The 23,365-nt window shown below is 58.2% G+C and carries 30 protein-coding genes; 22 read left to right on the top strand and 8 right to left on the bottom strand.

What is annotated here, in order from left to right:
• Positions 1-162 precede the first annotated feature (162 nt).
• Positions 163-1,062, top strand: coding sequence for a polysaccharide deacetylase family protein (locus tag AB7M29_RS22925; protein ID WP_454248050.1), 900 nt, complete (start codon positions 163-165; stop codon positions 1,060-1,062).
• A gap of 134 nt (positions 1,063-1,196) precedes the next feature.
• On the top strand, positions 1,197-1,448 hold the full coding sequence (locus AB7M29_RS22920; RefSeq protein WP_454248049.1) for a DUF1652 domain-containing protein: 252 nt from the start codon (positions 1,197-1,199) through the stop codon (positions 1,446-1,448).
• Here AB7M29_RS22920 and AB7M29_RS22915 read toward each other — a convergent pair.
• Positions 1,445-2,335, bottom strand: a complete 891-nt coding sequence (locus AB7M29_RS22915) for a LysR family transcriptional regulator (protein WP_217858513.1) — start codon at positions 2,333-2,335, stop codon at positions 1,445-1,447. The genes AB7M29_RS22920 and AB7M29_RS22915 overlap by 4 nt on opposite strands.
• A 127-nt stretch (positions 2,336-2,462) precedes the next feature.
• On the opposite strand from AB7M29_RS22915, the gene AB7M29_RS22910 reads away from it, so the two are divergent.
• The 8 genes from AB7M29_RS22910 (at position 2,463) to AB7M29_RS22875 (ending at position 10,077) form a co-directional block, all read left to right on the top strand.
• Positions 2,463-3,611, top strand: a complete 1,149-nt coding sequence (locus AB7M29_RS22910; RefSeq protein WP_454248048.1) for a muconate cycloisomerase family protein — start codon at positions 2,463-2,465, stop codon at positions 3,609-3,611.
• 10 nt (positions 3,612-3,621) lie between these two features.
• Positions 3,622-3,912 carry a muconolactone Delta-isomerase gene (gene catC / locus AB7M29_RS22905; protein WP_007936026.1) on the top strand — a complete coding sequence of 97 codons (291 nt, stop codon included), beginning with the start codon at positions 3,622-3,624 and terminating at the stop codon, positions 3,910-3,912.
• 55 nt (positions 3,913-3,967) lie between these two features.
• Positions 3,968-4,897, top strand: a complete 930-nt coding sequence (gene catA / locus AB7M29_RS22900; RefSeq protein ID WP_454248047.1) for a catechol 1,2-dioxygenase — start codon at positions 3,968-3,970, stop codon at positions 4,895-4,897.
• A 192-nt stretch (positions 4,898-5,089) separates the two neighbouring features.
• Positions 5,090-6,049 carry an AraC family transcriptional regulator gene (locus AB7M29_RS22895; protein WP_302470707.1) on the top strand — a complete coding sequence of 320 codons (960 nt, stop codon included), beginning with the start codon at positions 5,090-5,092 and terminating at the stop codon, positions 6,047-6,049.
• Positions 6,050-6,224: 175 nt separating this feature from the next.
• Entirely contained in the window at positions 6,225-7,589 is a 1,365-nt protein-coding gene (benA, locus tag AB7M29_RS22890) for a benzoate 1,2-dioxygenase large subunit (protein ID WP_050683358.1), read from the top strand.
• Positions 7,586-8,074, top strand: coding sequence for a benzoate 1,2-dioxygenase small subunit (gene benB / locus AB7M29_RS22885; protein ID WP_217858517.1), 489 nt, complete (start codon positions 7,586-7,588; stop codon positions 8,072-8,074). Before benA ends, benB begins: the two co-directional genes overlap by 4 nt.
• 10 nt (positions 8,075-8,084) lie before the next feature.
• Entirely contained in the window at positions 8,085-9,098 is a 1,014-nt protein-coding gene (gene benC / locus AB7M29_RS22880; protein WP_454248046.1) for a benzoate 1,2-dioxygenase electron transfer component BenC, read from the top strand.
• A gap of 205 nt (positions 9,099-9,303) precedes the next feature.
• Positions 9,304-10,077, top strand: a complete 774-nt coding sequence (locus tag AB7M29_RS22875) for a 1,6-dihydroxycyclohexa-2,4-diene-1-carboxylate dehydrogenase (protein WP_448724510.1) — start codon at positions 9,304-9,306, stop codon at positions 10,075-10,077.
• A 33-nt stretch (positions 10,078-10,110) separates the two neighbouring features.
• On the opposite strand, the gene AB7M29_RS22870 is transcribed toward AB7M29_RS22875, so the two are convergent.
• Positions 10,111-10,473, bottom strand: coding sequence for an NUDIX hydrolase (locus AB7M29_RS22870; RefSeq protein WP_217858518.1), 363 nt, complete (start codon positions 10,471-10,473; stop codon positions 10,111-10,113).
• 221 nt (positions 10,474-10,694) lie between these two features.
• On the opposite strand from AB7M29_RS22870, the gene AB7M29_RS22865 reads away from it, so the two are divergent.
• Positions 10,695-10,913, top strand: a complete 219-nt coding sequence (locus AB7M29_RS22865) for a hypothetical protein (protein WP_038982785.1) — start codon at positions 10,695-10,697, stop codon at positions 10,911-10,913.
• 53 nt (positions 10,914-10,966) lie between these two features.
• Here the strand turns inward: AB7M29_RS22865 and osmE are convergent, their stop codons facing one another.
• Positions 10,967-11,329, bottom strand: a complete 363-nt coding sequence (gene osmE / locus AB7M29_RS22860; protein WP_217858519.1) for an osmotically-inducible lipoprotein OsmE — start codon at positions 11,327-11,329, stop codon at positions 10,967-10,969.
• 11 nt (positions 11,330-11,340) lie between these two features.
• On the bottom strand, positions 11,341-11,580 hold the full coding sequence (locus AB7M29_RS22855) for a hypothetical protein (protein ID WP_052964464.1): 240 nt from the start codon (positions 11,578-11,580) through the stop codon (positions 11,341-11,343).
• Between the two features lie 91 nt (positions 11,581-11,671).
• Here AB7M29_RS22855 and AB7M29_RS22850 point away from each other — a divergent pair, with 91 nt between their 5' ends.
• The 4 genes from AB7M29_RS22850 to AB7M29_RS22835 all read left to right on the top strand — a co-directional run bounded on the left by AB7M29_RS22850 (position 11,672) and on the right by AB7M29_RS22835 (position 13,995).
• On the top strand, positions 11,672-12,898 hold the full coding sequence (locus AB7M29_RS22850) for an RtcB family protein (RefSeq protein WP_217858520.1): 1,227 nt from the start codon (positions 11,672-11,674) through the stop codon (positions 12,896-12,898).
• A gap of 98 nt (positions 12,899-12,996) precedes the next feature.
• Positions 12,997-13,233: a hypothetical protein gene (locus AB7M29_RS22845; protein WP_217858521.1), complete on the top strand. Its 237-nt coding sequence runs from the start codon at positions 12,997-12,999 to the stop codon at positions 13,231-13,233.
• Positions 13,234-13,296: 63 nt separating this feature from the next.
• Positions 13,297-13,632: a hypothetical protein gene (locus AB7M29_RS22840; protein WP_201060746.1), complete on the top strand. Its 336-nt coding sequence runs from the start codon at positions 13,297-13,299 to the stop codon at positions 13,630-13,632.
• Between the two features lie 132 nt (positions 13,633-13,764).
• Positions 13,765-13,995: a hypothetical protein gene (locus AB7M29_RS22835; protein ID WP_454248045.1), complete on the top strand. Its 231-nt coding sequence runs from the start codon at positions 13,765-13,767 to the stop codon at positions 13,993-13,995.
• Between the two features lie 263 nt (positions 13,996-14,258).
• On the opposite strand, the gene AB7M29_RS22830 is transcribed toward AB7M29_RS22835, so the two are convergent.
• A complete protein-coding gene (locus AB7M29_RS22830) occupies positions 14,259-14,453 on the bottom strand; it encodes a hypothetical protein (RefSeq protein WP_080370446.1) in 195 nt (64 codons plus the stop codon).
• Positions 14,454-14,641: 188 nt separating this feature from the next.
• Between AB7M29_RS22830 and AB7M29_RS22825 the strand changes: the two genes are divergently transcribed.
• The 3 genes from AB7M29_RS22825 (at position 14,642) to AB7M29_RS22815 (ending at position 15,742) form a co-directional block, all read left to right on the top strand.
• The gene (locus AB7M29_RS22825; protein WP_454248044.1) at positions 14,642-14,836 is read left to right on the top strand and encodes a hypothetical protein; all 195 of its coding nucleotides are present in this window, start codon (positions 14,642-14,644) and stop codon (positions 14,834-14,836) included.
• Between the two features lie 119 nt (positions 14,837-14,955).
• Complete coding sequence (locus AB7M29_RS22820; RefSeq protein WP_217858523.1) at positions 14,956-15,261, top strand: hypothetical protein; 306 nt, start codon at positions 14,956-14,958, stop codon at positions 15,259-15,261.
• Between the two features lie 226 nt (positions 15,262-15,487).
• The gene (locus AB7M29_RS22815) at positions 15,488-15,742 is read left to right on the top strand and encodes a hypothetical protein (protein ID WP_217858524.1); all 255 of its coding nucleotides are present in this window, start codon (positions 15,488-15,490) and stop codon (positions 15,740-15,742) included.
• Positions 15,743-15,924: 182 nt separating this feature from the next.
• On the opposite strand, the gene AB7M29_RS22810 is transcribed toward AB7M29_RS22815, so the two are convergent.
• The 3 genes from AB7M29_RS22810 to AB7M29_RS22800 form a co-directional block, all read right to left on the bottom strand.
• Complete coding sequence (locus tag AB7M29_RS22810) at positions 15,925-16,341, bottom strand: CBS domain-containing protein (protein WP_038982771.1); 417 nt, start codon at positions 16,339-16,341, stop codon at positions 15,925-15,927.
• 76 nt (positions 16,342-16,417) lie between these two features.
• Positions 16,418-17,128 (bottom strand): SOS response-associated peptidase family protein, encoded by a 711-nt coding sequence (locus tag AB7M29_RS22805; RefSeq protein ID WP_454248043.1) that lies wholly within the window; start codon positions 17,126-17,128, stop codon positions 16,418-16,420.
• An 83-nt stretch (positions 17,129-17,211) separates the two neighbouring features.
• Positions 17,212-17,475 (bottom strand): hypothetical protein, encoded by a 264-nt coding sequence (locus AB7M29_RS22800; RefSeq protein WP_454248042.1) that lies wholly within the window; start codon positions 17,473-17,475, stop codon positions 17,212-17,214.
• A gap of 273 nt (positions 17,476-17,748) precedes the next feature.
• On the opposite strand from AB7M29_RS22800, the gene AB7M29_RS22795 reads away from it, so the two are divergent.
• The 4 genes from AB7M29_RS22795 to nosR all read left to right on the top strand — a co-directional run bounded on the left by AB7M29_RS22795 (position 17,749) and on the right by nosR (position 23,356).
• Positions 17,749-18,192, top strand: a complete 444-nt coding sequence (locus AB7M29_RS22795) for a CopD family copper resistance protein (protein WP_454248041.1) — start codon at positions 17,749-17,751, stop codon at positions 18,190-18,192.
• Between the two features lie 116 nt (positions 18,193-18,308).
• The gene (locus tag AB7M29_RS22790; RefSeq protein ID WP_454248040.1) at positions 18,309-19,655 is read left to right on the top strand and encodes a coproporphyrinogen III oxidase; all 1,347 of its coding nucleotides are present in this window, start codon (positions 18,309-18,311) and stop codon (positions 19,653-19,655) included.
• Positions 19,656-19,677: 22 nt separating this feature from the next.
• Entirely contained in the window at positions 19,678-21,066 is a 1,389-nt protein-coding gene (gene hemN, locus AB7M29_RS22785; RefSeq protein ID WP_217858528.1) for an oxygen-independent coproporphyrinogen III oxidase, read from the top strand.
• Between the two features lie 109 nt (positions 21,067-21,175).
• Complete coding sequence (gene nosR / locus AB7M29_RS22780) at positions 21,176-23,356, top strand: transcriptional regulator NosR (RefSeq protein ID WP_454248039.1); 2,181 nt, start codon at positions 21,176-21,178, stop codon at positions 23,354-23,356.
• Positions 23,357-23,365: the final 9 nt, after the last annotated feature.

The following is a 23,365-nucleotide window of genomic DNA, read 5'->3' as shown; positions in this document are numbered from 1 at the left end:
TCGAAGGCATAACGCGAGTCCGGGAGCGGGCGCTGGAACCAAACACTGTGTACCCTTATCCAACCTCGGCTTGCAGCGATCTGCAGGCCGGTCGAGGGATGAATGGGCGAGGGGTTTTTGCCATTAAACGTGATGACCGCAAGGTCTGGTCCAAGGCAAAACATGAAGCAGCTAGTCAAGGTTCTCTCCGCGTTCGCCATCGCAGTCGGCTTGTTTGGCTGCATCGCCGGGCCCATTGAAATGACGCCGCAGACGCAACAGGGTCTGCGCACACAAGCGCCGATCCGCTTTCTGCTGACCTTCGACGACGGACCCAGCGCGTCCGGTTTTTACAACCCGACCGTCACCGTGCTCGACAGCCTCGCGCGCAATCCGCTGCAGCCCGACATTAAAGCCGTATTCTTCGTGCAGACCCGTGACTCACGCGCCGGCGGCAGTGAAGCGGGTCGACAGATCATGCGTCGCGAGCATGCCGAAGGTCACCTGCTGGGCTTCCACACCGCCACGCGCCGGCACACCAACCATCGTTCACTGGACCCGGAAGAACTGGAGCAGTCGCTCACTGATGGCGGCGCAGACATCGCCGCGATCACTAGCGCTGCGCCGACCCTGGTCCGTCCGCCGTTCTGGAACTACGACAAGCGCACCTTCGCCGCCTATCAGCAACATGGCATGCACGTATTGCTGACCGACCTGAGCGCCAATGACGGCAAGATCTGGGGCTTCAACGCCAGCCCCCGTCGGCGGGCCAATATGCTGCGGCAACTGTCCGAAGTCCGCGAGCGCATCGCCCTCGGCGAGTTGCCGACGGTGGACGGGGTGATTCCGGTAGTAGTGACCTTTCATGATCTCAATCGTTACACCGCCCGGCATACCCGGGAATACCTGCAAATTCTCCTCGACAGTGCCAGTGCCACAGGCCTGGTCACGGCGCAGAAAGCGTTTTACGACGACACGGCAGCACTGCAGCGGGCGGCCATGGCGCGTACTGTCCGTGACAGTTCTGAGGCGGTTGAGCTACCAGGGATCTGGAACTGGTTGTGGGACGGGGATGCTCACTGAGGGATGTCGGGACGATTAACTGTTCAAAGTGAGAAGTAGCTAACACTAATTGTTAGCGTTCGCTGGCGCGGGTTTATTGAAGTTGATCTACGCTGAGTGGATCCAATCGGAAAACCGTCCCGAGGGCGCTCGCCATGGTTCCAGTTCCCCAGCTTTGCAGCATTGTGGAGTCCGGTTTCAAACCGCTGTCCTGCGAATGCACCGTGAATCGCGATGAAACGTTGCGGATCAAGGTCTTCGATCGCACCACCGGGCGGATTGAGCTCTTGATTACCGGTGTATCGCCCGACGAGTTGATCAGTGTCCGCGATATTTCCAACCTGATCGGCGAACTTCGCACGGAAATGCGCGCCGGGCGCCGAGCCTTCGCTGGTGTAATGGCCTAGGGGCTGTCGCGCGGCAGCAGTTCATCGATCATCTGCAAACAATGATTCAACCCCGGCGATACATCGCCCACGCGCCTGCTGAGGATGATCGGCGAGGTGGCGTTGTCTTCCAGCACCGGGGTGAAGCCAATGTCGTCGCGGTGCAGCAACTGTACTGAGGCTGGTACCAGCGTTACCCCGATTCCCGCCCCCACCAGACCGATTGCTGTTTGCAGCTCGTTGGTCCATTGCGCCACGTTGATGTGTACGCCATAGGATTCGAATAACGCGATCACATGATCGGCGTAACTGGGGCGCGGGTTGCCGGGGTAGAGCACGAAGGGTTCTTTTGCCAGTTCACGAAGGCTGATCGGCCCGGCCAGTAATGGATGGCCGGCGGGGAGGGCGGCGACCAGCCGGTCTTCAGTCAAAACAGTCTGGATGATCGCCGGGTCGTCGATGCGGATTCGCCCGAAGCCGATATCGATGCGCCCGGCCTTGAGCGCCTGCACCTGTTGCAACGTGGTCATTTCCGAGAGCCCCAACTCAAGCGCCAGCGGCTCACCGCTGCGCAGTCGGCGAATCAGTTCCGGCAGCACGCCATAGAGGGTCGATGGCGCAAAGCCGATGCCCAGCCAGGTCTTTTCACCCAAACCAATCCGTCGTGTGTTGTCGCAAACCTTGCCCAACTGTTCGAGCAGGGCGGTGGAATGTTCATGGAAAAACCGTCCGGCGTCGGTCAGCTTCAGCGGTCGGCCGCGCTCCAGCAGAAGCACCCCGAGTTCGTCTTCCAGCTGCTGGATCTGCCGGCTCAGCGGCGGTTGGGCGATGTGCAGCAGTTCGGCGGCGCGGGTGAAGTTGAGGGTTTGAGCCAACACCTGAAAATACCGCAGGTGACGCAGTTCCATGAGGCCTCCGGACGTTGATCTGTTAAATACCTATAAGGTATCGAGCCAGACCAATTCTATATTGGCCGCCCGGAAAAAGCCGTACGAGAATCCGTTCCAGAACTTTAAGAACCTGACGGGTATCGACATGCATGCAACTGCCATTGAATCGATCGAGACGATCATCGTCGATCTGCCGACCATTCGCCCGCACAAGCTGGCGATGCACACCATGCAGAACCAGACCCTGGTGATCATTCGTGTGCGCTGTGCCGACGGCATTGAAGGGGTCGGTGAATCGACCACCATTGGCGGTCTGGCCTATGGCAACGAAAGCCCGGACAGCATCAAGACCAACATCGATAAACACTTCACGCCATTGCTGCTTGGCCAGGACAGCGGCAATGTGAATGCCGCGATGTTGCGCCTGGAGCGCAGCATTCGTGGCAACACCTTCGCCAAATCGGGTATCGAAAGCGCCTTGCTCGACGCCCAGGGCAAGCGCCTGGGCCTGCCGGTCAGCGAACTGCTGGGCGGCCGCGTTCGCGATGCGCTGCCGGTGGCCTGGACCCTGGCCAGCGGCGACACCGCCAAGGACATCGCCGAAGCGGAAAAAATGCTCGACCTGCGTCGGCATCGGATCTTCAAGCTGAAAATCGGCGCAGGGGAGGTCAACCGCGACCTGGCCCACGTCATTGCGATCAAAAAGGCGCTGGGCGATCGCGCCAGCGTGCGGGTCGATGTCAATCAGGCCTGGGATGAAGCGGTCGCGTTGCGCGCCTGCCGGATTCTCGGCAGCAACGGCATCGACCTGATCGAACAACCGATCTCGCGCAATAACCGCGCCGGCATGGTGCGCCTGAATACCGTGAGCCCGGCGCCGATCATGGCCGATGAATCCATCGAATGCGTGGAGGATGCCTTCAACCTGGCCCGCGAGGGTGCCGCTTCGGTATTCGCCCTGAAAATCGCCAAGAACGGCGGTCCGCGCGCCGTGTTGCGAACCGCCGCGATTGCCGAGGCGGCCGGTATCGGCCTTTACGGCGGCACCATGCTCGAAGGCGGTATCGGCACGCTGGCCTCGGCCCATGCCTTTGTCACGCTGAACACACTGGGCTGGGACACCGAGCTGTTCGGCCCGCTGCTGCTCACCGAAGACATCCTCAGTGAGCCGTTGGTCTACCGCGATTTCCAACTGCACGTCCCGCAAACACCGGGGCTGGGCCTGAGCCTGGATGAGGAACGCCTGGCGTTTTTCCGTAGGGACAAGACATCCATTGCCGTTCATCAAGCCTGAGGAGGGCATCATGCTGTTTCACGTAAAAATGACTGTGAATTTACCGGTCGACATGAACCCGGAACGCGCCGCTCAGCTCAAGGCCGACGAAAAAGCCCTGGCCCAGCGCCTGCAAGAGCAAGGCAAGTGGCGTCATCTGTGGCGCATCGCCGGGCTCTATGCCAATTACAGCGTGTTCGATGTCGACAGCGTTCAGGAACTGCACGACTTGCTGATGCAATTGCCGCTGTACCCGTACATGGCCATCGAGGTCAACGCGCTGTGCCGGCATCCTTCTTCCATTCGCGAGGATGACCGCTGAACCCAGCCTGTTCAGTTCGCTACGCTAATAATTACAAGATGAGGAACCCACCAAAATGAACGTCAAGATTTCCCACACTGCCAGTGCCCAGAAGTTTCTCGAAGACGCCAGCGGTCTGCATAATGAAGCCGGCGATCCGCGGGTCAAAGCGCTGATTTACCGGATCCTGCGCGATTCGGTGAACATCATCGAAGACCTGGCCGTAACCCCGGAAGAGTTCTGGAAAGCCGTCAACTACCTCAACGTGCTGGGTGCGCGTCAAGAGGCCGGGTTGGTGGTGGCCGGGCTCGGTCTGGAGCATTACCTCGACCTGCTGATGGATGCCGAAGATGAGCAGGCCGGCAAGGCCGGCGGCACACCGCGGACCATCGAAGGGCCGCTGTATGTGGCGGGGGCGCCACTATCGGAAGGCGAAGCGCGGCTGGATGACGGCGTCGATCCGGGTGTGGTGCTGTTCATGCAGGGCCAGGTCAAGAATACCGCCGGCGAACCGTTGGCCGGCGCGGTGGTGGATGTCTGGCACGCCAATACCGGCGGTACTTATTCGTACTTCGATACCACTCAATCGGAATTCAACCTGCGTCGTCGTATCGTCACCGATGCCGAGGGCCGGTACCGTTTTCGCAGCATCGTGCCGTCGGGCTACGGTTGCCCGCCGGACGGTCCGACCCAGCAATTGCTCGATCAACTGGGCCGTCATGGTCAGCGGCCGGCGCACATCCACTTCTTCATTTCGGCAGCGGATCATCGTCACCTGACCACCCAGATCAACCTCGATGGCGATCAGTACCTGCATGACGATTTCGCCTATGCCACCCGTGATGAGCTGATTGCCAAAATCACCTTCAGCGATGATCCGCAGCGTGCGGCGGCCCATGGCGTGAGCGGTCGTTTTGCCGAAATCGATTTTGACTTCACGCTGCAGTCGTCTGCCCAGCCTGAGGAGCAGCAACGCCACGAACGGGTTCGCGCGCTCGAGGACTGATCCCCTCGACCCGCCGAACCTTTGTGGGAGCGAGCCTGCTCGTGAAAGCGGAGTGTCAGTCAATGTTGATGTTGAAGCTGATGACCCTTTCGCGAGCAGGCCCGCTCCCACAGGTCGGTCAACTGACACATCGATGCGAGCACTGCTCTAGAATCGCCCGACGCACCCTATAACAACAATGAGAGCGAACCGATGATGCAAGCGCAATTGTTGAGTCATCGCAGCAGAGTCTTCGACCATGCCGACCCCTACGCGGTGTCGGGCTACGTCAATCAGCATGTCGGCAATCATTGCCTCCAGATGCCCAAGGCCGGCCGACCGCTGGCCAGCCTCGATCATCGCAAATTCGCCAGCCTCGACCTGTGCCGCATCAGTTACGGCGCCAGCGTGCGGGTCACGTCCGGTGCGCTGGACAGCATCTATCACTTGCAAGTATTGCTGCGTGGCAACTGCCTGTGGCGTGGGCATGGTCAGGAACACTACTTCGCGCCTGGCGAGTTACTGCTGATCAACCCCGATGATCCGGTGGATCTGACCTATTCGAGTGATTGCGAAAAATTCATCCTGAAAGTCCCCACGCGGATGCTGGAGTCGGTGTGCGAAGAGCAGCGCTGGCGGTATCCGGGGCAGGGCATACGGTTTCTGGAGAACCGTTATCAGCTCAATGAGCTGGAAGGTTTCGTCGGTCTGCTGGCGATGATTTGCCAGGAAGCCGAGGCCACCGAACAGATTCCCCGGGTGCAGGAGCACTATGCGCAAATCGTTGTCAGCAAGATGCTTGGCCTGATGAAGACCAACGTCATGCGCACTGATCCCGGCTCACCCTCGGCCACGTTCGAGGCGCTGGTCGATTACATCGCGTGCAACCTCAAGCAGGACATCGACAGCGAAGAACTGGCACGCCAGGCGCGAATGAGCCTGCGTTCGCTGTACGGGTTATTCGAACGCAACGCGGGGGACACGCCGAAAAACTACATTCGGCAGAAAAAGCTCGAACGCATCCACGCCAACCTGAGCGACCCGACCTGCAACGTGCGCAACGTCACGGAAGTGGCCATGGATTACGGCTTTCTGCACCTGGGCCGGTTCTCCGACAGCTACCGCAAACAGTTCGGCGAGTTGCCATCGGACACCCTCAAACGCCGCCATTGACCTCGCAAACGCCACCCACCGTTTGATCGTTCCCACACAGAGCGTGGGAAACGATCAGGCATCAGCACTAACGGATTGCAGTAAACGGATACAGGTCTGCACCCCGCGGATAGTGCGCCCCATCCCCTCGTCCTAGCATGGCCCTGCCTGAATAAAAACAATGGAGGCGGCGGCCATGACCCTGCGACCTGAATACCTTCACTCCCTGCTTGAAGAAGACCCTGAGCAGGGCATCTATCGCTGCAAGCGCGAGATGTTCACCGATCCGCGGCTGTTCGACCTTGAGATGGAACACATCTTTGAAGGCAACTGGCTGTACCTCGCACACGAAAGCCAGATCCCCAACAACAACGATTTCTACACCACCACCATGGGGCGTCAGTCGATCTTCATCGCGCGCAACAAGGACGGTGAACTGAACGCCTTTATCAACGCATGCAGCCACCGTGGAGCGATGCTCTGCCGGCACAAGACCGGCAACAAGAGTTCGTACACTTGCCCCTTCCACGGTTGGACCTTCAACAACTCCGGCAAGCTGCTCAAGGTCAAGGACCCGGCGGCGGCCGGCTACCCGGCGAGCTTCAATTGCGAAGGCTCCCACGACCTGACCAAAGTCGCGCGTTTCGAATCCTATCGCGGCTTCCTGTTCGGCAGCCTCAAGGCCGACGTGGTGCCGCTGGTTGAGCACCTGGGCGAGTCGGCGAAGATCATCGACATGATCGTCGATCAGTCCGCCGATGGCCTGGAAGTGCTGCGCGGTTCCTCCAGCTACATCTACGAAGGCAACTGGAAACTCACCGCCGAAAACGGTGCCGACGGTTATCACGTCAGCTCGGTGCACTGGAACTACGCGGCGACCCAGAACCAGCGCAAACAGCGCGAAGCCGGCGATTGCAATCCGACCATGAGCGCCGGCACTTGGGCCAAGCAGGGCGGTGGTTTCTATTCCTTCGACAAGGGCCACATGCTGCTCTGGACCCGTTGGTCCAACCCCGAGGACCGTCCGCTGTACGAGCGTCGCGACGAGTTGGCCCGGGACTTCGGCCAGGCGCGCGCCAACTGGATGATCGAGAACTCGCGCAACCTGTGCCTGTACCCGAACGTGTACCTGATGGACCAGTTCAGCTCGCAGATTCGCATCGCCCGGCCGATCTCGGTCAACCGCACCGAAATCACCATTTACTGCATCGCCCCCAAAGGCGAAAGCGACCACGCCCGTTCGAGCCGGATTCGTCAGTACGAGGATTTCTTCAACGTCAGCGGCATGGCGACCCCGGACGATCTGGAAGAGTTTCGCTCCTGCCAGACGGGTTACCAGGGCAGCGTGACCGCCTGGAACGACATGTCCCGTGGCGCCGAACACTGGGTGGAAGGCGCCGATGACGCGGCCAAAGAGATCGACCTGCATCCTCTGCTCAGCGGCGTGCGTACCGAAGACGAAGGCCTGTTCGTGCTGCAACACAAGTATTGGCAGCAAACGATGCTCAAGGCGTTGGCCGCTGAACAGTCCGGACTGATTGCAGTGGAGGCCGTGCAATGATCCTCACTTATGACAACCTGCGCGACTTTCTCTACCGCGAAGCACGCTACCTCGACGACAAACAATGGGACGACTGGCTGGAGTTGTACGCGCCGGACGCTACATTCTGGATGCCGTCCTGGGACGACAACGACGAGCTGACTGAAGACCCACAGCGGGAAATCTCGCTGATCTGGTACGGCAACCGCACAGGCCTGGAAGACCGCATCTTCCGCATCAAGACTGAGCGTTCCAGCGCCAGCGTGCCGGACACCCGCACCTCGCACAACCTCAGCAATATCGAGCTGATCGAACAGGCCGACGGGCTGTGCAAGGTGCGCTTCAACTGGCACACCCTGAGCTTTCGCTACAAGACCGTCGACAGTTATTTCGGCAGCAGTTTCTACACCCTCGATATACGCGGTGAAAACCCGCTGATCAAGGCCAAAAAAGTGATCCTGAAGAACGACTACGTTCGCCAGGTCATTGATGTTTACCACCTCTGAGGCGGCCGTCATGACTCATTCCATTGCGTTCAATTTTGAAGACGGCGTCACCCGATTCATCGACGCCAATGCGGGGGAAACCGTGGCCGACGCCGCGTATCGCCAGGGCATCAATATTCCACTGGACTGCCGCGACGGCGCTTGCGGAACCTGCAAGTGCTTCGCCGAGGCTGGCCGCTACGACTTGGGTGAGGACTACATCGAAGACGCCCTCAGCGCCGACGAAGCGCAACAGGGTTTTGTCCTGACCTGCCAGATGCGGGCGCAGAGCGATTGCGTGGTGCGGGTGCCGGTTTCATCGGATGTCTGCCGTACCCGTCAGGCCAGTTATGACGCGACCATCAGCGCCGTGCGTCAGTTGTCCGACAGCACCATCGCGCTGTCGATCAAGGGCGAAGCCCTGAGCAAACTGGCGTTCCTGCCGGGGCAGTATGTGAACCTCGGGGTTCCCGGTAGCGAGCAGACTCGCGCTTACTCGTTCAGCTCGTTGCAGCGTGACGGCGAAGTCAGCTTTCTGATTCGCAACGTGCCCGGCGGCTTGATGAGCAGTTTCCTGACCGGCATGGCCAAGGCCGGCGACAGCATGAGCCTGGCCGGACCGTTGGGCAGCTTCTATTTGCGCGACATTCGCCGGCCATTGTTGCTGCTGGCCGGTGGCACCGGTCTGGCGCCGTTCACCGCGATGCTGGAAAGAATCGCCGAACAGGGCAGCGAGCATCCGCTGCATTTGATCTACGGCGTGACCAACGATTTCGATTTGGTGGAACTTGATCGACTCGAAGCCTTCGCCGCACGCATTCCGAACTTCAGCTTCAGCGCCTGCGTGGCCAATCCCGACAGTCGGCACCCGCTCAAGGGCTACGTGACCCAGCACATCGAGCCACGGCATTTGAACGATGGCGACATCGACGTCTACCTGTGCGGCCCGCCGCCGATGGTCGAAGCGGTCAGCCAGTTCATCCGCGAACAAGGCATTACGCCGGTGAACTTCTACTACGAGAAATTTGCCGCCAGCGCGGCTTGAGTCGCGCTGTTGCGCGAGTGCGGCGCTACACCGATACCGTCCTCGGCAACGATTCAATGTGGGAGCGGGCTTGCTCGCGAAGAGGGCGGAGAATCCAACAGAGATGTCGACTGTGAGACCGCTTTCGCGAGCAAGCCCGCTCCCACAGGTCAGTGCTTTATCTGGTATGCCCTAACTGAACGGCATCCGTCATCACGAGGTACACATGAACAGATTCCACGACAAAGTCGCGCTGATTACCGGTGCCGCTCAGGGCATCGGCCGGCGCGTGGCTGAGCGCATGGCCGCCGAAGGTGCGCGACTGATTCTGGTCGACCGCTCCGATCTGGTGTTCGAACTCCAGAAGGAATTGGGGCAGAGCAGCCAGGTACTTGCCCTGACCGCCGACCTTGAGCAATACAGCGAATGCAGCCGTGTGATGCGCACCGCTGTCGAACGTTTTGATCGCCTCGATGTGCTGGTCAACAACGTTGGCGGCACGATCTGGGCCAAGCCTTTCGAGCACTATGAAGAGGCGCAGATCGAGGCCGAAGTCCGCCGTTCATTGTTCCCTACATTGTGGTGTTGCCATGCTGCGCTGCCGTTCATGCTCGAACAAGGCAGCGGTGCCATCGTCAACATTTCGTCCATTGCGACCCGCAGCATCAATCGCGTGCCGTACGGTGCGGCGAAGGGCGGGGTCAATGCGCTGACCGCTTGCCTGGCGTTCGAAACGGCCGGTCGTGGCGTGCGGGTCAACGCGACCGCCCCCGGTGGTACCGAGGCGCCGCCACGGCTGATCCCGCGCAACGCCGCGCAGCAAAGCGCTCAGGAAAAGCTCTGGTATCAGCAGATTGTCGACCAGACCCTCGACAGCAGTTTGATGAAGCGCTATGGCACGCTGGATGAGCAGGCAAGCGCTATCCTGTTTCTGGCCAGCGACGAAGCCTCCTACATCACCGGCATGATCATGCCGGTTGGTGGCGGCGATCTGGGCTGAGTGGCTTGCAGTCGCGCGGTTAATACCTGTGATCTACAAGCGACGCTGAAACGCTTTGACGATTCTGAGCGTGGCGTCGCTTGTTTTCAGATTGTGCACGGCGTCCAGCGGATGCCAGATGCAGTCAAAGATTTCATTCTGTGGCCGAGCCGCTGCCAGGTTTACGACCGACGCCTCGTACACATGGTGCCGGGTGCTGGTCGTTTCCCATTCCATCAAGTACAGCATGTCATCGACCTCAAGCCCTGTTTCTTCATAGAGCTCTCGCATGGCCGCGCCCGCAATGGTTTCGCCAGGCTCGATTTTTCCGCCGGGCAAAGTCCAGCGACATCTGCGTTTGCGCACCAGGAGAATATGCCGATCCTGCTCGCAAATGATGGTTGCACGTACTTTCATGGGTTACCCGACTGCTGCCTGTCACAAAACAGTCATAAAAATGCAATATTCAGACCGAAATCCGCAGAAGTGTCTGCTTCAAGGGTTGGAGTCGACAGGGCGGCTGAAAGTGCAATGAAATGCCGGAATCCTGACGCGACGTCTGGTTGGCACTTCAGTGAAGGTCGGGTGTAAGGTAGTTGAGTTGATCCAGGACTATCACTGCCGAAATGGAGGTGACTATGAGCGTTCCGATGCTGACTAAAATGCACATGAACGGCTATGACGTACTCAGCGTAAACAACGGCCCCTGGCGGGTGTGCACCAAAGGTGACCGGCTTGGAGCCTTTGGCAGCAGAGAGGAGGCACTGGCCTATGCGGCTTCGCTTCCCGCCTACAGAGCGCGGTCGGGCAAAGCGTCGCGTAGCCACAAATCAGAAAGCCAGAAATCAGACAAATAGTGTGCTTGAAGCCCCGGTTCGCTGGGGCTTTTAATCGCTGTCAGGCGTGGAGATCAGTAGCCGCTGCCACCCATCCCGCCTGTGGAGGGGGAATATTCTCTGGCTTTTTGTTGGGCTCGACTCCATTGCGCACAGGTCATGAAACTTTTGTGGTCGACCTTGCCTCGGCTGTCGAAACTGACGTTATACGGCTGCTGATGGCCGGCCTGGGTCAGCTTGTAGTCAAAGCAGGTGCCAGGTTCCACCGTGCGCTGCGTTATCGATAAAGGCTGGCCGGCAATCTGCTGGACTTGTTCCTTGCTCATGCCGGTCTCGACCTTGGCGACCAGCGGTTGGTCTCGATAAACGTGTGATTCCGTGTTGCAGCCACCTGACGCCGCCAGCACGGCGATCAGCGCGCATAGACGCTTGTTCATGGCAGCGCTCTCTAGTGAGCTTTCGTTCGACTGATGGATTTTGCTTTTACTTCTTCAGCATAGCCCGCCAGTCGCTCTTCATCGCCCTGGAACAACGCGCACAGCCTTAGCGTTGCCTCTGCGTCTACATCATTGCCGGCCAGGCGCAACTGCTCTGCAATGCGCAAAAGCTCTACCGCCGACCACCTCAGGTCCGAGGCCACACCTTGCAGGTCGCGCCGAAGTTGCTGTTCATATTCATTAAGCCACATGATGACCTCCTGCAATTCCCCGCTACGAAATAGTAGTCCCATTTGCCTGTCCGGAGCGTTATGTTCGTCTGATCGCAAGAGAGTCGAAATCATGCAACAACCTGTCTACCAACTGCTGGAAGTCGCCAACGGCAAGCCGATCAAACTCTGGACCGAGGGTGTGCCGGTTGAAAGCGAAGCCCGGCAGCAACTGATCAATACCGCGAAGATGCCGTTCATCTTCAAGCACCTGGCGGTGATGCCGGATGTGCATCTGGGCAAAGGGTCCACCATCGGCAGCGTGATACCCACGGTGGGCGCGATCATTCCGGCGGCCGTGGGGGTGGACATCGGCTGCGGCATGATTGCCGCGCGCACTTCACTGACCGCCGCCGACTTGCCGGACAACCTGCACGGCCTGCGCAGCGCCATCGAAAAGGTCGTGCCCCATGGCCGCACGTTGAGCCGTGGCCGCCGCGATGAAGGCGCCTGGAATCACGTTCCACAGCAAGCCGATCAAGCCTGGGCAGCGCTCAGTTCTCGGTTCAAGGCGATCACCGACAAGTACCCGAAACTTGCCAGTACCAACAACCGCCATCACCTGGGCACCCTCGGTACCGGCAATCACTTCATCGAGGTCTGCCTGGACGAGGCCAACCGCGTCTGGTTCATGCTGCACAGCGGTTCTCGCGGCGTTGGCAATGCCATCGGGACTCTGTTCATTCAATTGGCCCAGGCGGATATGCGCCAGCACATCGCCAATCTGCCGGACCGCGATCTGGCCTATTTCAAGGAAGGCAGCCGGCATTTCGACGACTACGTCGAAGCGGTGGGCTGGGCTCAGGACTTCGCCCGGCAGAACCGCGCGTTGATGATGCAGGCGGTGATTCAGGCAGCGCGGCAAGTGATTCGCAAACCCTTCGAGGTCGCGCTGGAGGCTGTGAACTGCCACCACAATTACGTGCAGAAAGAGCGGCACTTCGGTGAAGACGTCCTGGTCACCCGCAAGGGCGCGGTGTCGGCGAAGAAGGGCGAGCTGGGGATCATTCCTGGCTCCATGGGGGCCAAAAGCTTCATCGTTCGAGGTCTCGGCAACGAGCAATCGTTCTGTTCCTGCAGCCACGGTGCCGGTCGGACCATGAGCCGCACCAAAGCCAAAAATACCTTCACTGTCGCAGACCAGATCCGCGCGACCGCTCATGTGGAGTGTCGCAAGGATGCGGCGGTCATCGATGAGATTCCGATGGCTTACAAGGACATCGATAAAGTCATGTACGCCCAGCGTGATCTGGTGGAAGTACTGCACACCTTGCGACAGGTGGTCTGCGTGAAGGGGTAGAGCGGGAACGGCTTCCATTGGTCGGGAACATTAACGCGAATGAACAGCTCTGCTGTCGTATTGAGGTATTGATCTATTCGCTAGGGAGGCCATCTCGAATGACGACTACCGATGATTTCAGACACCATGCGCATGAGCTGATTGTTGACCTGGACGCGGCAACCACGGAAATGATGCAACTCATCTCGGCCCATCAGTTGAGCGGCCCGGAATGGGAGCGGGTCACAAAATGGCAGCATGAAGCGTACGAGCGATGGATGACGTATCTGAATGCGAGATCGTATCCCGATTCTGGCTCGGGGGCCGAGCCGGGGCAGGACGAAGCCCCTGTATAGAGACCGTCGGGTGTCCACTGGATGTACAGATTACATTTCCCGTTTTTCAGGATAGGAAGCGTTATGCGCATATTGATAGCGGGAGTAGCGGTGGCTGTGTTGGCAGGCTGTTCATTACCCGCATCCGTGGTTCCCGGCGAGCCCAATATCAGCAAATACAGTGATAAGGCGCCCAAGGAATATGCCGCGTGTGTATTGCCGTTGTGGCGTCAGGACATTCCGGGATCGACGCAATCAGCAATTTCCAATGGCTACCGGATCACCGCACCGAGCATCATCACGGCTGACGAAATTCTGGTTATCGTGAAATCGAAGGATGGCAGCCAGGTATCGCTTTACCAAGGGCCACCGTGGGCCAAGTCAGGGGCGCTACGCCAAGCTGTCCGGGATTGTTTGTAACGCTCGCTTCGTTCGTACTTTGTTCGTTCGTGCGTGACGGCCTGTGCCGTATGTCGGAGCCATATGTCGGAATCCAGGAACGGTCATTCCTGAAATAACTTCCAAGAGCAGACAGTCCCTGGGAGTTTGGCTATGAATGATGATCGAAAAAAGGCAGCCCTCGATGCCTGGTACCGGCTTTTGAGAGAACCGGAGGCCGGGATGGATTGTGAAGAACACTACGACAAACTGCTGAAAGCGGCGGATGAAATGGAGGGAGCCGGGATCATCAACAACGCCGAATGGCGTGAGCTGGTGCGAGATGCCCGGGGAGCTTTTTCCGCTACAAGCGATGGTATCGGGAGCGGAACAGTCAGCAGATGACTTAAAAATAGTGTGGATATTTAATGAGTTAGGAGATTTAGTAACTGGATAGTGAGTCAGAATATCTTGTTACAAGTCGCGCAATTGGGTAATATCGCCCCGCGTTCACCACCACGGTTTATGCATTTTTAAAGCCCAGGCGTCCATCAGCTGCCTGGGCTTTTTTTTGTCTGGAATTTGGAATGGCTTATGAGCGCGCTGCCGGCAGAGAGCCAGCAGCGTCGATGATGAGCGTGATGGACAAACGTTATTGATGCCTGTCGTTACCCGGCCGGATCAGCCTTGCGACGATCGCTGCCGGATGGGTTGCCAGTGTCAAGAAGCCTCCTCTCCACCAGGACATTTTGCAGGGCCTGGCGTGCCGAAGGGCTTAGCTGATGTTCTCTCTCCTTGAGCTCGAGCAAGATGGGGTTGGACCATCCACGATAGGTTTGCTCGGAAGTTCGAGTAGATGTCATCTATCTCTCCTTTGATGAATCGCCCGACAACACAGTGGGCGAAGTCCTGTGCGCTAAAAATCCTAGTTGAGGAAACGACTTGTCGCCAGTGAGCGGATTGCAATGAGGTGCCGGTCATCCTTCGCGACGCGGGTAGTCCACGATTCGGGCGTAAACTTAAGAGGCTACCTCATCAAAAGGAGCCGCATATGATCGCCGACCAAATGAATAGACAGGAGTCGGAGCAAAGCGATGTTTGGGATCAATACTTCTGTGCCGCGTTGATTGCGGAAAGCAATCTGACGGCACCGGTGGTTGGAGAAGCCACCCACGAAGACAGGCAGAATCTGTTAATCCAAAGGGCCAAAGCACTCGCCGATAAGATGCTGGAAAACAGAAGATAACCGGAGCCCAGCCATTGCGCTGGGCTCTTCACTTTTTGATGTTCTTATCTTCTTCCAAGTGAACGCTCCTTGGTCATGGATCGTCTACAGTTGATAGTTCATGGATACGGAGATCGAACATGAAGTGCCTAATCTGTCAGGCTGCCTCTAATACTGTTCATGCGGCTGGAGAATGGTCAGAAGTCAAATGCTCGGCCGGATGTGGACGCTACAAGGTCTCGGCGAACCTTGTGGCGAAAATGAAATTCAAGAACGAGTTCTTTGACATCGAACGCACAAGACGATGGCTTGAGATGGCGCGCAATGACGATCCGGTGCCGTTGATATCCACCTATGACTACTTCGTTTCCTTATTGCATCGCGACACCGAGGAAAGGTCGGTCATCGCGCCGATTCGTTCCAGGCAGCCGTTGGTTGCGGATTAGAATCCGCCCCCGGTGAACTGCGCAGACTCTGTAGGAGCAGCCTTCGGCAGCTCCTGCAGGGGTTCACGCAGGCATTGCTCGATCTATCGACAAAAAACAAGCAACCTCCATGGATAGCCCCTGTCGATATCAACATGTCCCCGCTATTTTCGTCATCACACCCTACCCAGGTTGTCAGCATTTATGGCGGGCTGAAAGCGGCTAACTGAATGATCAGGAGGTGGCTATGAGCTGTCCGCTGTGTGGAAACACTAATGCGCTGGAAGATCTTTCGTTCGGGGGCGGCTTGCGCATTTATTGTGAGCCGTGTGGTGGTTTCTATCGGATTTCAACAACCCTGAATGCCTTGGCCGACGGAAGAACCTATGACACCGAGCGCACTCGAGCCCGACTGAAAAAGAAGCGTGAAACCGACAAGTTGGAAGACCAGGAGCCGGCGCTAGGCGCGGAGGACAAAGACCTGCTCGTCGAGCCAAACTGATGTGTCGCGCAATAAGCATGCGCCCCAGCGAACGGCGCACTGGGTGGGGGAAGGTTATCTCTGCGAGGCGGTTGCGGTGGATGTGTGCACAAGGACTCGCCTGACCCTGAAGCCGGGTTTCGAAAGGAATTCCAGGCCAGGCGAGCGTGCCAGATCCATGCGAGCTTTAATCCTGGGCCCGATCAATGATGAGCCTGTGCCACTCCGCGCAAAACCGTGGCAGCGGCGGATTGAGATCGAGTGCTGGCAATGTTTCCCAGCGACACAACGCCAACCAGGCGTTTGTCTCGGTTGAGCACGGGCAGGCGACGCAGTTGCACGTCCGCCATGTTTTTTGCCACATGCTCTATGTCTTCATCCTCAAAGCAATAGCGGATGCCGCCAGTCATTACTTTACTGATAGGGGTTTTGCCGGGGAGTCCTTCGGCTACGGCTCTAATGGCTATATCCCGGTCCGTGATCATGCCAATCAGACGCTCTTGCTCCTCAACCATGATGGCGCCGCTATCGATCCTGGCCATCATGTTCGCGGCCTCCTGGATCGTCTGGCTTGGCTTGGCTGTTAAAACATCTTTCGTCATAACCTCCGAAATCTTCATGAAAAGACTCCTTTAAAGTGATGCTTCAGTGATTAAGGGCTGCCAATTTTTTTGACTTTGGAGGGGAAGGGCGGGTTCAGATTGTTTTGTCTCCACTCGTCATGGTGGCGGAGATAGGCTCTATCAGTTCTGAGCCCTGGTTCTTCACATTGCCCACGGCCATGTCCACTTTGAACCATTCGAAGACGTCGCAAGGTTCGCGTTCCTGCAGGAGTATCTGCTCGGCGCGCTCCTTGGGCGTGTAGGGGTCAATCCATTCCCGGGCCAGTTCGGGACTGAGCGTCACAGGCCGACGGTCGTGAAGATCCACCATGCCACCTTCACTGTCCGCGGTGATGATCACGAAGCCGTCATGCTCGTCCGGCTCCTTTTCGTACCTTGGATACTGACCAATGGCGGCGCACAGGATCGGCGCGCGATCCTTGCGACGGATCAGGTAAGGCTGTTTCTTCGGACCGCCCTCGTAAACCCATTCAAACCAGTTGTCGATGGCAATAATTGCCCGGTGCGGCCATATCTCCTTGAAGAATGGATCGTGGGCGACTTTCTCAACCCGGGCGTTGATCGGTGTCGCGTGATCCCTGGCCCAGTGCGGTCGCCAGCCCCAACGAACCCTGTCGGCGTGCAGCATGCCGCTTTCCTCGTGGAGCAAGGCGAGCTGAGTCGACGGCGCGGCGTTGTAGAGCTCGAGCGGCTGATCGCCAGCATTGTTGACCAGGGTGTTGGGCATACTCAACGCCGCCACGAACTCGTGAACACCTCGATACTGCGAAAGTCGTCCGCACATGGCTGAGCCCTCATGCTTAATCCTGAGCTTAGACAATAGTTACAGGGTGGGGCGTACCCCGAGCAGCCGAAGTTGGATGGGGGTCAATGAACCGCTGAGGACCTGGGAACCGCGACGTGATCAAATCTGGAAATCTCTTTGATCCAGAAACGACGATATTTAGTCTGGTCTGGCGCCAGCGGTTTGTGATTTGACCAGGGATGCTCAGTTTTCAAGCTGGCGCGGTACACCTCCCACTCCTTCTCCTCGGCCACTTCCTTGGCCCTTTTCTCATCATCGAACCAGCCAAGTACATAAACTTCGCCCTGATCCATTCCATGCTCGATCAGCAGATAGATATCTTTCATAAGCTTGAACCCATTACTACACGTTCTAAAATCCCCTAATGCCGGGGCATTGTTTTGACTATCGGCAGGTACTTTCGATTATTGAGTATTGTCGATGAATGGCACGAAGTCGAACTTGTGTTCGACAGCCTGGCTGATCGCGCCGCACAGGATCGGTGTTGCGCGGCCCCTGGCGGCGCGGATTCGCGGGTTTCTTGATTGATGTCAATCGCCTGAGTCGAGCTGTTCTGTATTCTCCGGAGAAACCGACAGCTGAATTGAGGGCGAACATTCATGCTCTATCCGCTGTTTCTAACCTTTCATCTGTTTGCCGCTTTGATCTTTATCGGCACGGTGTTCTTCGAAGTCCTTTTTTTGGAAAGCATCCGCAAACAGTTGCCCGCCAAAGTGATGTTGCTGGTCGAGGAGGGTATTGGCCGCCGAGCCCGCACCCTGATGCCGTGGGTGCTACTGGTATTGTTCGGCGCGGGGCTGGGCATGGTCTGGCTGCGCTATTTGCCCGTCCTTGCAACGCCAATGGCCTCATCGTTCAGCACCTTGTTGCTGTTGAAAATCCTGGTCGCCGTGAGCGTGCTGCTGCATTTCTTGGCCGCCATGTTGCTGTTCAAAAGCAGCCGAATGAACGCTCGATACCTGCATTTCATCCATGCCAGTGTGTTCTGCCATATGGTCGTCATTGTGCTGCTGGCCAAGGGGATGTTTTACCTGACGTGGTGAGCGCCTTGCCCCAAGGTCTGTCCTGCAAGCACTTGGCTTGTGCTTGATACAAGTCAAGGAGCATTGATCGCCAATCCCGGACACTGTTGATCCGCAGCCAGTCTCGGAGACCTGTCATGCTCGATTTTTCTCATGCCCCCGGCGATCTGATCGCTCGGTGCGATCAGGGCGTACTCGACCCCAACTGCCATGCCGACACACAAAAGTTTCATGACGGCATTGGCTCTCTGGATTTGCTTCGTGCCTTGCGCGTCAGCCGCCAGAAACGACGCCCGATCGCCCTGAACGTGCAGCTGCCTTCCAGCCTCCAGTCAGCCTTTTGTTCCCCGCGCGATGTCGCCTGCAAGCACGGCGAAATCGAACAGTACCTTCAACGCCTGGAACAGGAGATCGACCTCGTCGGTTGTCATCTGGGAGCGGAGCAACGGGTCGAACAATTTCACCTGAGCGGCGGAACACCCACCATCGCTCATCTCGAGCGCCTGATGAATCACCTGCGTGATCGATTCAACTTTCTCGAGCATGAGTGCGGCGACTACAGCGTCGATGTCGACCTTCACCATACCGATTGGTCGACCATGGGCGCGTTGCGCAACCAGGGATTCAATCACGTCAGCATTGGTGTTCCGGATATCGACACCGACTGTGACATGTCGGTGGCCTGCTACCAGAACCCGGCCCCCATTCATTCACTGATTGATGCCGCCCGCACCTTTGGTTATCGATCCATCAATGTCGATCTGGGTTTTGGTCATGCCTGGCAAACGCCAGAAAGCTTCGCGCTGAAGCTGGCGGCGATCATTGAGCTGGAGCCGGACAGGCTGATGGTGTTCGACTATGCCCGACCACCACGCCGTTATCGTCCAAGGCTCGGCGACAAGGTCAGGGAATTGTGCAGCCAGGACGATAAGGGCGCGATGCGCCAGATCGCCTTCGAACAGTTGATCGCCGTGGGCTATCACTACATCGGTATGGGGCAGTTTGTGCGGCCCGACGATGATCTGGCGATCGCTCAGGAACGCGGCCGATTACGTCGCACCTGTGACGGTTTTACCCGTCACGGCTATTGCGACCATATCGGCTTCGGTTTGGGGGCTATCAGTCAGATCGACGATTTGTATACGCAAAACACCGACGCCATCGAGCGTTATCAGCAGCAGCTGGACCGGGGCCAATTGCCGACGTCTCGTGGCTGGCGTTTCGAGGCGGGGGATCAGATTCGGCACATGGTCATGGAGCGCCTGGCGTGTGATCAAGAGCTGGATATCCGCGCCATCGAGCGGCGCTATGGGCTGATTTTCTCCAAGTACTTTGCATCTGTCTGGCCATTGCTGGAGCAATTGAGTCGTGACGGGTTGATTGAATTGTCGGACCGTTTCATCAGCATTCTTCCCGCCGGCCGGCCGGAAGTGGATGCCATCTGCAACCTGTTTGAAAAGGATTCGGGCAGTGCAAGGCATTAACCCACCTGCGAGTTGATTGATCATGAAACCTGCATTCGATTTCGATCGAGCCTTGGTCGAAAAGTATGACCGTCCCGGGCCGCGCTATACCTCTTACCCCACGGCGCCGCAGTTTCATCAGGCGTTTGCCGTTGACGACTACCAGCGTGCCGCCTCCGACAGCAACCTGGCGGCGGTGCCCAAGCCGTTGTCGGTGTATATCCACATTCCGTTCTGCAAGAGCCTTTGCTACTACTGCGCCTGCAACAAAATCATTACCCAGAAAACCCATCGGGCCGTCGAATACCTGACGTACCTCAAGCGTGAAATCGTGATGCAGGCCGCGTTGTTCGACAGCACGCGCAAACTCACGCAGCTGCACTTGGGCGGGGGCACGCCGACGTATTTGACCAGTGAACAGCTGGCGGACCTGATGGACTGCCTGCACCAGGCGTTCGACATGGACGACAGCGATGATCATGAGTTTTCCATCGAGGTCGATCCGCGCACCATCAACACCGAGCAGATCCAGTCGCTGCGCCAACTGGGGTTCAATCGTCTGAGCTTCGGCGTACAGGACTTCGATCCCGACGTACAAGCCGCGGTCAATCGCCAGCAAAGCGAAGAGCAGATCTATGCGCTGGTCGCGGCGGCGCGTGAGGCGCAGTTCAAGTCGATCAGCGTCGATCTGATTTACGGCCTGCCACTGCAAACCGTTACCAGTTTCGACGTCACCCTCGGCAAGATCATCGCCCTGCGCCCGGACCGGATTGCCGCCTACAGCTACGCGCATTTGCCGGAGCTGGTGCGCGCGCAACGGCTGATTCGCCCGGCGGACATGCCGCCACCGGAGCGCAAGCTGGAGTTGCTGGAGTTGACCATCCGCCGTCTGACCGAGGCCGGATATGTCTATATCGGCATGGATCACTTCGCCTTGCCGGACGACGAACTGGCGCTGGCCCGCACCCATGGCACCCTGCAACGCAACTTTCAGGGCTACTCGACCCATGCCGACTGCGACCTGATCGGCCTGGGAGTGTCTTCGATCGGCAAGGTCGGCGACAGCTACAGCCAGAGCGTCAAGGAGCTTTCGCAGTATTACGCCCGTATCGATCAAGGTTTGTTGCCGGTGCATCGTGGTTATCGCTTGAGCGCCGATGACTTGCTGCGCCGCGAAGTGATCAGCGACCTGATGTGCCACGGCAGGATCGATTTCGCCAAGTTCGAAGCCGGTCATGGCATTTGCTTCACCGAGTATTTTGCCGATGCGCTGGCGCAACTGGACGAGCAGGTGCGTGATGGACTGTTGCAGATTCACAGCGACGAGTTGGTGCTGTTGCCGCAAGGGCATTTGATGATGCGCAGTGCCGCAATGGCATTTGACGCCTATCTGGGAGGGGAGCAAAAAGGCCGGTTTTCCCGCACCGTTTGAGGCTTCTGGCGCTCTGGCGCGAGGAATTTTATCGAGTTGATTTCAATCAAGGGCGGGGCACACAGCGCTCCCTAACATTGCCGCAAGCCCCTTTGAAATCAGCGTGCTCATGACAATCCATCAGCCTTCGATACATGGCAACCTGCGCATCTGGAGCGTCGGGCTGGCGGTGATGGTCTTGCTGATGATCGCAGCGTTCGCGACGGTGCAGGCCAAGTCATACGGCGACATCGAGCAGCAGCGCATCGAGAAGGTTTTCCCTCAAACCGATTCGGTGTCCGCAGCCGAAGGCAAGTTCAAGGTGCGCACGCTGTCGGCGGCCGGCAAGGTCATCGGGTATGTGTTCCAGAGCCTGGATGTGGTGGACATTCCGGCCTACTCGGGCAAACCCATCAACACCCAGGTGATCCTCGACACCGCCGGGGTGATTCAGGACGCCTATGTGCTGGAGCACCACGAACCGATTCTGCTGATCGGCATCCCCGAAGAAAAACTCCATGGCTTCAGCGCCCGATACAAAGGGATCAAGGTCAGCCAGCGGGTGGTCGTCGGCCATTCCAGCGACCCAAGCGCGGTCACCGTGGATGCCATCGCCGGCGCAACCGTCACCGCCATGGTGGTCAATGAGGTCATCATGCGTGCCGCCCATGAGGTGGCCGTATCGTTGAAGCTGATCGAGGACAGGGGCGGGGTGGTGAACAAGCCCGCCATCGTGCGCCAGGATTTTTTCGAGCCTGCCACCTGGGAGCAACTGACCGGTAACGGCGCCATTCGCCGGTTGAACCTGACCCGTGGGCAGGTCGATGCCGCCTTCAAGGGCACCGAAGCCGAAGGCGTCGACAACGCCGGCCCGGATCAAGTCGATGACACCTTTATCGAACTGTACACCGCCCACTTGAACCCGCCGACCATTGGCCGCGCGTTGCTGGGCGACAATCAATATCGCTTCCTCATGCAGGAACTCAAACCTGGCGAGCAGGCCATCGTGGTGCTGGGACGTGGGCTGTTTTCCTATAAAGGCTCGGGTTATGTGCGCGGCGGGATTTTCGATCGGGTGCAATTGCGCCAGTTCGGCAATGTCATCAGCTTTCGCGACATGGACCATCAGCGGCTCTCCGACGTGTTTGCCAAGGGCATGCCCGAGTTCACTGAAATGTCGGTGTTCATTGTGCGCAAACCGGCCGGTTTCGATCCGGGATCGCCCTGGTCCCTGGAGCTCCTGGTGCGGCGTCAGACGGGACCGGTCAGCGGCACCTTCAGCAGCTTCGAACTGCCTTATCAACTGCCCGAACCCTACCTTGAGCGCCCCGCGCCCAGTGCCGAAGAGCTGGCGGCCATCGAGGAAGCCAGCCGGCCGATGTGGTTGAACATCTGGTACCAGAAACACTTCCAGATCGCCGTCCTCGCGAGCGCGTTGTTGCTGCTGACGGCCATCCTGTTCCTGCAAGACAAACTCACCCGCCGGCCACGCTTTCTGCACTGGCTGCGCCGTGGTTACCTGCTCTTTACCGTGGTCTTTCTGGGCTGGTATGCCCTGGGGCAGTTGTCGGTGGTCAATGTCCTGACCTTTGTGCATGCGCTGTTCGAGCACTTTCGCTGGGAGCTGTTTCTCACCGATCCGCTGATCTTCATGCTCTGGGTCTTCACCGCCGCGAGCATTTTGTTGTGGGGGCGTGGTGTGTTCTGCGGTTGGCTGTGCCCGTTTGGCGCCTTGCAAGAGTTGATCAACGAAGCCGCGCGCACGTTGAAAATTCCCCAGTACGAATTGCCCTTCGCGGTGCATGAGCGCTTGTGGGCGATCAAATACATCATCTTGCTGCTGCTGTTCGGCATCTCCCTGGAATCAATGTCCACCGCCGAGCTGTTCGCCGAGGTGGAACCCTTCAAAACCGCCATCACCCTCAAGTTCGACCGCCAGTGGTGGTTCGTGCTCTACGCGGTGGCGCTGCTGGTGATCAACATTTTCACGCGCAAAGTCTATTGCCGCTACATCTGCCCCTTGGGCGCGGCGCTGGCGATCCCGACCAAATTGCGCCTGTTCGACTGGCTCAAGCGCCGCAAGGAATGCGGCAGCCCCTGCCAGTTGTGCGCCAAGGAATGCGAGATCCAGGCGATTCATCCCGATGGCCGGATCAATGCCAACGAGTGCCACTACTGCCTCGATTGCCAGATGACCTACCACAACGAAAACAAATGCCCGCCGCTGATCAACAAGCGCAAGAAGCGCGGCAAACCGGCACCCGTGGCGGTGCAACTGATACCTGTCGTGGAAGTGACCGCTCTGGAATGAACCCCGCGA

The sequence above is a fragment of the Pseudomonas sp. F-14 TE3623 genome, assembly GCF_053629015.1.
Note: the sequence above shows the minus strand (reverse complement) of the source record. Positions and strands in the feature narration are given on the sequence as shown.

What these genes read in the sequence shown, in the direction of transcription:
- AB7M29_RS22925 (WP_454248050.1), top strand. Translation starts at nt 163, where the DNA reads ATGAAGCAGCTAGTCAAGGTTCTCTCCGCGTTCGCCATCGCAGTCGGC.
- AB7M29_RS22920 (WP_454248049.1), top strand. Translation starts at nt 1,197, where the DNA reads ATGGTTCCAGTTCCCCAGCTTTGCAGCATTGTGGAGTCCGGTTTCAAA.
- AB7M29_RS22915 (WP_217858513.1), bottom strand. Translation starts at nt 2,335, where the DNA reads ATGGAACTGCGTCACCTGCGGTATTTTCAGGTGTTGGCTCAAACCCTC.
- AB7M29_RS22910 (WP_454248048.1), top strand. Translation starts at nt 2,463, where the DNA reads ATGCATGCAACTGCCATTGAATCGATCGAGACGATCATCGTCGATCTG.
- catC (WP_007936026.1), top strand. Translation starts at nt 3,622, where the DNA reads ATGCTGTTTCACGTAAAAATGACTGTGAATTTACCGGTCGACATGAAC.
- catA (WP_454248047.1), top strand. Translation starts at nt 3,968, where the DNA reads ATGAACGTCAAGATTTCCCACACTGCCAGTGCCCAGAAGTTTCTCGAA.
- AB7M29_RS22895 (WP_302470707.1), top strand. Translation starts at nt 5,090, where the DNA reads ATGATGCAAGCGCAATTGTTGAGTCATCGCAGCAGAGTCTTCGACCAT.
- benA (WP_050683358.1), top strand. Translation starts at nt 6,225, where the DNA reads ATGACCCTGCGACCTGAATACCTTCACTCCCTGCTTGAAGAAGACCCT.
- benB (WP_217858517.1), top strand. Translation starts at nt 7,586, where the DNA reads ATGATCCTCACTTATGACAACCTGCGCGACTTTCTCTACCGCGAAGCA.
- benC (WP_454248046.1), top strand. Translation starts at nt 8,085, where the DNA reads ATGACTCATTCCATTGCGTTCAATTTTGAAGACGGCGTCACCCGATTC.
- AB7M29_RS22875 (WP_448724510.1), top strand. Translation starts at nt 9,304, where the DNA reads ATGAACAGATTCCACGACAAAGTCGCGCTGATTACCGGTGCCGCTCAG.
- AB7M29_RS22870 (WP_217858518.1), bottom strand. Translation starts at nt 10,473, where the DNA reads ATGAAAGTACGTGCAACCATCATTTGCGAGCAGGATCGGCATATTCTC.
- AB7M29_RS22865 (WP_038982785.1), top strand. Translation starts at nt 10,695, where the DNA reads ATGAGCGTTCCGATGCTGACTAAAATGCACATGAACGGCTATGACGTA.
- osmE (WP_217858519.1), bottom strand. Translation starts at nt 11,329, where the DNA reads ATGAACAAGCGTCTATGCGCGCTGATCGCCGTGCTGGCGGCGTCAGGT.
- AB7M29_RS22855 (WP_052964464.1), bottom strand. Translation starts at nt 11,580, where the DNA reads ATGTGGCTTAATGAATATGAACAGCAACTTCGGCGCGACCTGCAAGGT.
- AB7M29_RS22850 (WP_217858520.1), top strand. Translation starts at nt 11,672, where the DNA reads ATGCAACAACCTGTCTACCAACTGCTGGAAGTCGCCAACGGCAAGCCG.
- AB7M29_RS22845 (WP_217858521.1), top strand. Translation starts at nt 12,997, where the DNA reads ATGACGACTACCGATGATTTCAGACACCATGCGCATGAGCTGATTGTT.
- AB7M29_RS22840 (WP_201060746.1), top strand. Translation starts at nt 13,297, where the DNA reads ATGCGCATATTGATAGCGGGAGTAGCGGTGGCTGTGTTGGCAGGCTGT.
- AB7M29_RS22835 (WP_454248045.1), top strand. Translation starts at nt 13,765, where the DNA reads ATGAATGATGATCGAAAAAAGGCAGCCCTCGATGCCTGGTACCGGCTT.
- AB7M29_RS22830 (WP_080370446.1), bottom strand. Translation starts at nt 14,453, where the DNA reads ATGACATCTACTCGAACTTCCGAGCAAACCTATCGTGGATGGTCCAAC.
- AB7M29_RS22825 (WP_454248044.1), top strand. Translation starts at nt 14,642, where the DNA reads ATGATCGCCGACCAAATGAATAGACAGGAGTCGGAGCAAAGCGATGTT.
- AB7M29_RS22820 (WP_217858523.1), top strand. Translation starts at nt 14,956, where the DNA reads ATGAAGTGCCTAATCTGTCAGGCTGCCTCTAATACTGTTCATGCGGCT.
- AB7M29_RS22815 (WP_217858524.1), top strand. Translation starts at nt 15,488, where the DNA reads ATGAGCTGTCCGCTGTGTGGAAACACTAATGCGCTGGAAGATCTTTCG.
- AB7M29_RS22810 (WP_038982771.1), bottom strand. Translation starts at nt 16,341, where the DNA reads ATGAAGATTTCGGAGGTTATGACGAAAGATGTTTTAACAGCCAAGCCA.
- AB7M29_RS22805 (WP_454248043.1), bottom strand. Translation starts at nt 17,128, where the DNA reads ATGTGCGGACGACTTTCGCAGTATCGAGGTGTTCACGAGTTCGTGGCG.
- AB7M29_RS22800 (WP_454248042.1), bottom strand. Translation starts at nt 17,475, where the DNA reads ATGAAAGATATCTATCTGCTGATCGAGCATGGAATGGATCAGGGCGAA.
- AB7M29_RS22795 (WP_454248041.1), top strand. Translation starts at nt 17,749, where the DNA reads ATGCTCTATCCGCTGTTTCTAACCTTTCATCTGTTTGCCGCTTTGATC.
- AB7M29_RS22790 (WP_454248040.1), top strand. Translation starts at nt 18,309, where the DNA reads ATGCTCGATTTTTCTCATGCCCCCGGCGATCTGATCGCTCGGTGCGAT.
- hemN (WP_217858528.1), top strand. Translation starts at nt 19,678, where the DNA reads ATGAAACCTGCATTCGATTTCGATCGAGCCTTGGTCGAAAAGTATGAC.
- nosR (WP_454248039.1), top strand. Translation starts at nt 21,176, where the DNA reads ATGACAATCCATCAGCCTTCGATACATGGCAACCTGCGCATCTGGAGC.